Here is an 8,213-nt window from a genome sequence, read left to right on the forward strand (position 1 = left end):
AATTGGCGAGAAAAGGAAGCGGTTTGCTTGAAAAACTGCCCGCCCCCGTACAAAAAGTACAAAAAGTGTTTACCAAAGACTTTTGGAAAAATGCAGCCGGCACTCTTTCCCGAAAGTTAAATATCAATTGGAAGAACGCGGCAATTACCGGTGTAACCGGAACGGCTCTCACAGTGCTTGGATACTTTGGAATCCCCAAAATTGCCCCTGCGGCCATGAAGGTATACAAAAAGCTGGATTGCCTGGTTTATGAACAACCGGCAGACAGCTATGTGGCCATGATGCTGTTGACAAGTGGTAAGAGTTGTGGAGATAAAGGGATTTCAAATACCGAATCAAAGACTGCTGACCCTTATGGTGGATATTATCAAAGGAAACAACAGAGAACCGAGGAATATCAAAAGAATATTACAAACCCTATAACCAAGGCGCAATTACCCAAAAAAGGAAAATTCAGATTTATTCTAGGAAAGGAAGTTAAGTATGATAAAAAGTTGGGAGGATATGTAGATAGATTTGGCAATGTGTGGAAAAAAGGACCCTATCATGGAGATCCCAATAAAGACTTTGATTTTGAATGGGATGTACAACTCTCAGAAAAAGGGTTGAAAAAATGGGGGCAATATACCAAAAATAATAAAAAGTATATCAATGTAACACCAGACGGTGAAATTTCACATTAACGGAGGGGAATATGTTTCAGATAAGTTTATTTATGGATTGTCAGAGTGAAGATGAAGCACTGATTGTATTAAACGATATAATGAAAAAAATTGAAAACTATATTGACTCATATCATATTGTTGAAAACGAACCCTATTGGAAAGTTGATGGTTGGTTTAAAATTACATGCAATGTTGAAACTTCAAGTGTTCTGGATCACCAAAAAGCAGAGGCCATACTTAACAAAATTTCAAACAAGTGGTCTTGGGATAAAGGAAGGATTTCTGCAGTTTCTAGTGCAAATAAAATGGGAGCAGTCTTTTGTAATACAAAACTGCGATTTTGCAATTGTTGGTTTGAAGACTTTGAATAACATTTACATTATTTCTATAGAAATTAAGATATTAGTGTTAAGAATTAAAGAATTAAGATGTATTAAGCAAAATGATCGATCTAGCAAATTAGCAGGATGAATTATTTGAAAGAATGTAACAAAAACTGAAGGGTAACTTTTCCGCATATTATTGTTATCTTTTGCAGGGGGATAACATAATAAAAATATTGATTGATGTTACAAGAATTAAAAACGGGAAAATATATTGATTGGATTAGAAGGGCAGTCATTTTTCAGGACTGTCCTTTAATATTGTAACCTTAGCAAAAAATACCCGCTAGTGCGTGGATGACAAGTGGTTATATTAATTTTTTCTTCCTATATATCCAAGAAGTGGAGAATCATATCCAACGCTTTATGTAATGGTTTACCTTTTGAATCTCTGGAAAATAATAAAAATGCGCGGCTTTACATATGGTTCGAACCATTTTAGGGTTCAGGTAAAGTTGGTGTTACAGGAACCCGAAAACCGGGGAATCGACCGTGTAAGATGGGGGGGTTTCGGCCGGGATCAGATGAGGAGGCAGAGGCGAATGGAACGTTTGTTTATCGCGGACAAAAAAGAGTTTGCGGAATCAAAGAAATGGGTTGATCATGTGTTCAACACGGAGCAGGAATTGCCGGAGAAGTTTTTTCAGAATCGTTCCACGGGTTCAAGTTTGAAGAATTTGATTGGGCGATGGGTGAAGCGTTTTGGCCTGTCCTTCAGGATTTGTGCCGAAAATCCGAAGATACTTATTGTCTGATGGGCGTTTTGAATCCGGATCCGGTCCGCTATTATTATAAAGCGTTTGGCCGTTTTTCCTGGGCGAAACTGCCGGTGGATTTATCAGCGGATGAATATTTTTCTGTACTGGCGCATGGACCTGCAAAAAGTCCTGCGGATGCAATCCTGTATCACTCTTATACTGTCGTGTGGGTGCCTCCGTCCGGAAAGTGGGGAATCTGGGGAGAAAGGGATATGGGGGTATGTGTGTTGGGATTTCGCGATGAGAAAGACCGATGGCATCGTCTGCCTTTCTTAAACCATTGGCATCCAATCAATGCGACGGTTTTTTCATGGATGAGTTTGAACTTTTCCCAACAACAACTTCCGGAAGCGTTTGTTAAAAAAATGAAATTGAACTACCCGGTATGAGAGGGGACTGACCATCCTTTTAAGAAGAAAAGAGGTTTTATCTTGTCTTTTTGCCGTTGCAAACTTGATGATATCGTATCTGTATATCAAAACATAAATATTTATTACAGAGAGAAAGATAGATGATTGATATTGCAATGAAAGCGGATCGAATTTGATATATTGCAAATTGGACAGAAATTGACAGGAATCCATGAGCATTTTGCCTTGTCGTTCGTTGTGTGGGAAATAGGTGTGTATTTGCATGATCCGGAGGTGATCAGCGAGCTTGCCGACCGTTTTCACCTGTTTTATGCAACGTTAATCATTTTCAAAAAAAAAAGAGGGGACCAACCCCTCCTCTTTTTTTATTTATAAGCCATCCGGTATTGTTCGGGACCGAAATAGGAAACATCACGGTTTCCTGCGGCATCCAGCACCCAGAAGGGATTGCGGAGCAATTCGCGTCCCAAGAAGACCAAGTCGGCCCGTTCATTTCCCAGAATATCTTCCGCTTGTTCCGGTGTGGTGACAAGGCCGACGGCACCGGTGGCTATGCCGGCTTCTTTTTTGATCGCTTCAGCATAAGGAACTTGATAACCAGGATGGATTTTGTCGGGTGCCACGGGCAGGGTTCCCCCGGAAGAAACATCGATGAGATCGACGCCCCATTCTTTCAGTTTGCGTGCCAAGGCAATGCTGTCTTCGATTTGGATCCCGTCCGGATGATGGTCCACTGCGGAGATGCGGACATAAAGCGGACGATCCGTTCCCCATGTTTCCTGAACGGCTTGAATCACTTCTTTGAGGAAGCGGGAACGGCCGTCCAGGTCTCCGCCGTATTCATCTGTGCGTTGATTGCTGAGCGGGGATAAGAACTCGTTGATCAGATAGCCGTGAGCGGCATGGATTTCTACGATGTCAAATCCGATTTCTTTTGCACGGCGGGCAGCATCGGCAAAGGCCTGGACCACGGTTTTTATGTCTTCAGTGGTCATTTCATTCGGTGTTTTGCTTTTATCGTCAAAGGCAATGGCACTGGGGGCAATGATGGGCTCATCGACCTCGGCTTTCCGGCCGGCGTGGGCGAGTTGGATGGCGGTTTTGACACCTTGGCTGTGGGCAAAGTTCACAATCTCTTTCAACCCTTCCTTTTGCCCGTCGTTCCACAGTCCCAAGTCACGGGAGCTGATCCGTCCGCGGCTTTCCACGGCCGTTGCTTCGATCATGATCAAGCCCACTTTTCCCAGTGCACGGGTGCCGTAATGGACACGGTGGAAATCAGTGACTTTTCCATCTTCGCCAGCGGAATACATGCACATGGGTGACATCACGATGCGGTTGGGCAGTGTGACATTTTTTTGCGTGAATGTTTGAAAGATCGAGGACATCTCTGTTCACCTTCTTACCTTCCTTTTTTATTGTTACTTACTAAAAATTATTATACATGTTTAATAGTTGATTCGCTATATCCATTATGGATTTGTGCAAGAATAGATAAAACCAAAGGGATGAAACATAAAACTGTTGACCGCATTAAAACGGCTTGTTATGATTATGATGATTTTTGGCTAAGACTTTTGCCGTATATGTTTGGGAATAGGGCCCGAACGTTTCTACCCGGCCACCGTAAATGGCCGGACTACGGCGAATAGGTCTTCGGGAATCCTATATGTTTTCTTCATTTCATTTCCATTCATCATGAAGAATGCAAAAATATGGTGAACCGGGGTCCTGTATCGCCGTGCGGTATGGGTGTCCCGGCTTTTTTATTAAGTTTGGCAAAAGTTTATTTCGCTGGAAGAGAGGTTGCGACGTATGGAAAAACCATTGGAACGAGTTGTCGTGCTGGATTTTGGCGGACAGTACAATCAATTGATTGCCCGGCGGATCCGGGATCTCGGTGTGTTTAGTGAGTTGTTGCCCGGGACCATTTCCGCCGAAAAAATCCAGGAGATGAAACCCAAAGGCATTGTTTTTTCCGGTGGGCCCTATAGCGTGTATGATGAAGACTCGCTCAAATGCGATCCCAAGATTTTTGAACTCGGTATTCCCGTTTTGGGGATCTGCTACGGGATGCAATTGATTGCCAGCCACTTTGGGGCCAAAGTGGAAAGGGCCAAAAAACGGGAATACGGGAAGTCTGAATTGGAAGTTGTTTCCGATTCCCCGCTCTTTAAAGGTTTGGATGAAAAAGAGCTGGTCTGGATGAGCCACAGCGACGTGGTGACCGGCGCCCCGTCCGGATTCCGGGTGGACGGAAAAACGGAATCGGCTCCGGTGGCGGCGATGAGTCTTCCGGAACAAAGAATTTATGCCGTGCAATTCCATCCGGAAGTTCGCCACACGGTAAACGGGAACCAATTGATTTCCAATTTCTTGTATGAAATTTGTGGTTGTGAAGGAAACTGGAGCATGGAATCGTTTATCGATCATGCCGTCCAAGAAATCCGCGAACGGGTTCAAGACCAAAAAGTGTTGTGCGCGTTAAGCGGAGGCGTGGATTCCTCGGTGGTTGCGGCATTGATCCACAAAGCGGTCGGTGACCAGTTGACCTGCATGTTCGTGGATCACGGTTTGTTGCGCAAAGGCGAGGCGGACAGCGTCGTGAAAACATTCGGGGAAAACTTCCAAATGAACCTGGTGAAAGTGGATGCCAAAGACCGCTTTTTGGGCAAGTTGAAAGGCGTTACCGATCCGGAACAAAAACGGAAAATCATCGGGAATGAATTTATCCGCGTCTTTGAAGAAGAATCCGCCAAGTTCGGGGATCACCGTTTCCTCGGGCAAGGGACTTTGTACACCGATGTGGTGGAGTCCGGGACGGACACGGTTCATACGATTAAATCCCACCACAATGTCGGCGGTCTGCCGGAAGACATGAAGATGGAATTGATTGAGCCGCTCAATACGCTCTTTAAAGATGAAGTCCGGAAAGTCGGGGAAGAACTGGGGCTTCCGGCTGAAATTGTCTGGCGTCAACCTTTCCCGGGGCCGGGACTGGGAATCCGCGTGATTGGCGAAGTGACCGAAGAGAAATTGGAAATTGTCCGTGAAGCGGACGCCATCTTGCGGGATGAAATTCAAAAAGCCGGTTTGGACAAAGAGATCTGGCAGTATTTTGCCACTTTGCCCGACTTCAAAAGTGTGGGAGTCATGGGCGATGTCCGGACCTATGCTTACACGGTGGGAATCCGTGCCGTCACCTCGGTGGACGGGATGACCGCGGATTGGGCGCGCATTCCGTATGATGTGCTGGAAAGAATTTCAAACCGCATCATCAATGAAGTTGAAGATGTAAACCGGGTGGTCTACGATATCACTTCGAAGCCGCCATCAACCATTGAATGGGAATGATCGGGAAGGAAAGGTAGAAATCATGTCAGTCATCCAACGTTTTTTCCATTTGAGCGAACATAAGACCGATGTGAAGACCGAAGTGCTGGCCGGTGTGACCACGTTTTTCACGATGGCGTATATTTTGCTGGTTTCCCCGTCCATGATGGGGCAGGCGGGAATGGATATGGGAGCCGTTTTTGTGGCAACGGCTCTTTCCGCCGCCGTCGGCACATTTTTGATGGGGGTGATTGCCAATTACCCCATTGCGCTGGCTCCCGGATTGGGATTGATCGCCTATTTCACTTTCACGGTCGTTTTGGGCATGAAAGTGCCCTGGCAAACGGCACTGGGAGCCGTCTTTATATCCGGAATCATCTTTTTTCTGTTAACCGTGACGAAAGTGCGCGAGCTTATCATCAACTCGATTCCCTCCGGGCTGAAGTATGCCGTTTCGTCCGGGATCGGGATATTTATTGCATTCATCGGCTTGAAAAATGCCAATGTCATTGTGGATTCGGAATCCACGTTTGTGATGATCAATCCGCATCTGACGGAAAAACCGGAGATCTTGCTTACCATCTTTGGTTTGTTTATCACCACGGTATTGATGGTGCGAAAAGTGAAAGGCGCGATTTTTATCGGCATGTTGATTACCGCGGTGGCCGGAATGATCACCGGTCAGGTTCAGGTGCCGGCCGACTTTTTTGCCCTGCCGCCGAGCATGGCGCCGACTTTTATGAAGCTGGATGTTCCGGCAGCTTTGGAACTGGGTCTTTTTACAATTGTTTTTGCTTTCTTGTTTGTGGATTTATTTGATAATGCAGGGACGCTGGTGGGAGTGGCCAGCCAGGCCGGACTGCTGAAAGATAACAAACTCCCTCGTGCGGGAAGGGCACTGTTTACCGATTCGGTGGCCACCATGTTGGGAGCCGTGTTCGGCACTTCCACCGTGACTTCTTATATTGAGTCTTCGGCGGGAGTGGCCACCGGGGGACGCACCGGGCTGACATCGGTTGTCACGGCGGTCTGTTTTTTGGGAGCTTTGTTTTTCTACCCGTTGATTGAGTCGCTGGCCTCCGTTTCGGCCATTACTTCGCCGGCATTGGTCATTGTGGGTGTGTTGATGGCCGGAAGCTTGAAAAAGATTGAATGGGATGACTTAAGTGAAGCGATTCCCGCATTCATCACGGTGATCTTTATGCCGTTGACTTTCAGCATTGCAACGGGAATCGCCGCCGGCTTTGTTTTTTATCCTTTGTGCAAGCTGGTGGCCGGCGAAGGGAAAAAAGTGAATGTGATTGTTTATATTTTGGGGATTATCTTTGCTTTGCGGTTTATCTTTTTGGGAGCCGTCTGAAGCAATGGACGAAGCTTTCTCCTGTTACGGGGGAAAGCTTTTTTCTTTGCATACTTTGTCTTTTGTTTCAAAGACTAAACGGAAAGGAGGAAAGTTATGTTTCGAAAATGTGTGGTGGCCGGGGTTTTCTGGAGCTTGTTCCTGTTGGTTTTGCCGGCGCAGGGGATGGCTCAGGAATCCTGCCGGAAGTTGGAGCCGGATGTTTGTCGTGCTGTTGGGCAAGTGATGAAACAAAAGGAGCAGGCCGTTCACAGCCGGAAACTTGACCTGTTTCTCCAAACCATCGATGCTGAAAATACGTTTTACAGGCAAGAGCAGAAGCGTTGGTTTCAAGATGCGATGAAAGAGGTGGATCCGGATTCTTTTCATTTGAATGTGCTGTCTGTGATGCCGGATCGGGACAAGACGGTGTGCGCCGTGGTGGAACAGGTTTATTCAGCCAAGGGAGAACCGGTGAGTGTCCGGTGGCCGGTCCGGTTGCGTCTGACACCCCGGGGGTGGAAAGAGTCGGACTTGGCTTTTGAACAATGGGGAGACCAAAAGATCACGGTTTATTACTCGGATCCGGCTTTAAAGATGAATGCACAGATTGCTTATCATACCTTGAAAAAAGCCGCCGGCAAACTGCAAAAGCGTTTGGATTGGCATCCGCAAAAAATGGAAGTGAAGCTGTATCATGATTCCGAGTGGTTTCGTCAGTCGGTGAAACCTTCATTGCCCCGGTGGGCCGGAGGATGGCATGAGGCCAATCAATCCATCAAGTTTTTTGCCGGACGCACGGCACCGGATCAACTGGCTTTCGGAATGATCCATGAACTGGCGCACCAGGCGGTGAGTGATTTGACCAATGATAACGCCGCTTACTGGTTACAGGAAGGGGCAGCGATGTACTATGAAGCGCATTTGATGCCGGAGCTTCATGTGAATCATCATGTGGAATTATTGGAGAGAACGTGGCCGCTTGCGGATCTGGAAAACACGCCGTTGGAAAAATTGCCGGCTGAAAAAGCACACCAATATTATTTAAACAGTTATGTCCGGTACAGGCAGTTGGTCGGACAATTCGGGGAGGAAGGGATCCAAAAACTCTTTGCCCGATTGAAAAAGTTCCCTTATATCGATGAGGAGAGCGAACCGAAAAGAAAGCAGCTCAATCAAAGGACCCGCATAGCATTATCGGAGGTTTTTTGTAACGGAGAAAAAAATTTAAAAAAAGGTGTTGACTTGTGTCGGGGAAGATGATAATATCATATTTGTCGCCGCGAGAGAGTGGCACAAACAAAGTGAAATGAAGTGTTCCTTGAAAACTGAAGAGTGAAGACATGACTCGTTAATTCTTGAGA

Annotated in this window: 8 protein-coding genes and 1 riboswitch; of the genes, 7 read left to right on the plus strand and 1 reads right to left on the minus strand. The window is 46.3% G+C overall.

Annotated elements, in window-relative coordinates:
- The 4 genes from H1R82_RS13800 to H1R82_RS14775 all read left to right on the plus strand — a co-directional run.
- The coding region (locus H1R82_RS13800; RefSeq protein ID WP_258873914.1) for a polymorphic toxin type 17 domain-containing protein at positions 1 to 683 on the plus strand (683 nt) is incomplete at its 5' end.
- Between the two features lie 11 nt (positions 684 to 694).
- Positions 695 to 1,036: a hypothetical protein gene (locus H1R82_RS14510; protein ID WP_220215038.1), complete on the plus strand. Its 342-nt coding sequence runs from the start codon at positions 695 to 697 to the stop codon at positions 1,034 to 1,036.
- A 554-nt stretch (positions 1,037 to 1,590) separates the two neighbouring features.
- Positions 1,591 to 1,803 carry a hypothetical protein gene (locus H1R82_RS14770; protein WP_232334063.1) on the plus strand — a complete coding sequence of 71 codons (213 nt, stop codon included), beginning with the start codon at positions 1,591 to 1,593 and terminating at the stop codon, positions 1,801 to 1,803.
- Positions 1,803 to 2,195, plus strand: a complete 393-nt coding sequence (locus H1R82_RS14775; RefSeq protein WP_232334064.1) for a hypothetical protein — start codon at positions 1,803 to 1,805, stop codon at positions 2,193 to 2,195. Before H1R82_RS14770 ends, H1R82_RS14775 begins: the two co-directional genes overlap by 1 nt.
- Positions 2,196 to 2,542: 347 nt before the next feature.
- Here the strand turns inward: H1R82_RS14775 and namA are convergent, their stop codons facing one another.
- Complete coding sequence (namA, locus tag H1R82_RS13815; RefSeq protein WP_181732190.1) at positions 2,543 to 3,565, minus strand: NADPH dehydrogenase NamA; 1,023 nt, start codon at positions 3,563 to 3,565, stop codon at positions 2,543 to 2,545.
- 172 nt (positions 3,566 to 3,737) lie between these two features.
- Positions 3,738 to 3,839, plus strand: a riboswitch (purine riboswitch).
- 153 nt (positions 3,840 to 3,992) lie between these two features.
- Between namA and guaA the strand changes: the two genes are divergently transcribed.
- The 3 genes from guaA to H1R82_RS13830 all read left to right on the plus strand — a co-directional run bounded on the left by guaA (position 3,993) and on the right by H1R82_RS13830 (position 8,112).
- Positions 3,993 to 5,531, plus strand: coding sequence for a glutamine-hydrolyzing GMP synthase (gene guaA, locus H1R82_RS13820; protein WP_181732191.1), 1,539 nt, complete (start codon positions 3,993 to 3,995; stop codon positions 5,529 to 5,531).
- 31 nt (positions 5,532 to 5,562) lie between these two features.
- Complete coding sequence (locus H1R82_RS13825; protein WP_198058711.1) at positions 5,563 to 6,870, plus strand: NCS2 family permease; 1,308 nt, start codon at positions 5,563 to 5,565, stop codon at positions 6,868 to 6,870.
- A gap of 96 nt (positions 6,871 to 6,966) precedes the next feature.
- Positions 6,967 to 8,112 (plus strand): peptidase MA family metallohydrolase, encoded by a 1,146-nt coding sequence (locus tag H1R82_RS13830; protein WP_181732193.1) that lies wholly within the window; start codon positions 6,967 to 6,969, stop codon positions 8,110 to 8,112.
- The last annotated feature ends 101 nt before the right edge of the window (positions 8,113 to 8,213 follow it).

Origin of the sequence: Thermoactinomyces intermedius (assembly GCF_013912365.1) — a bacterium.
Lineage (GTDB): Bacteria > Bacillota > Bacilli > Thermoactinomycetales > Thermoactinomycetaceae > Thermoactinomyces > Thermoactinomyces intermedius.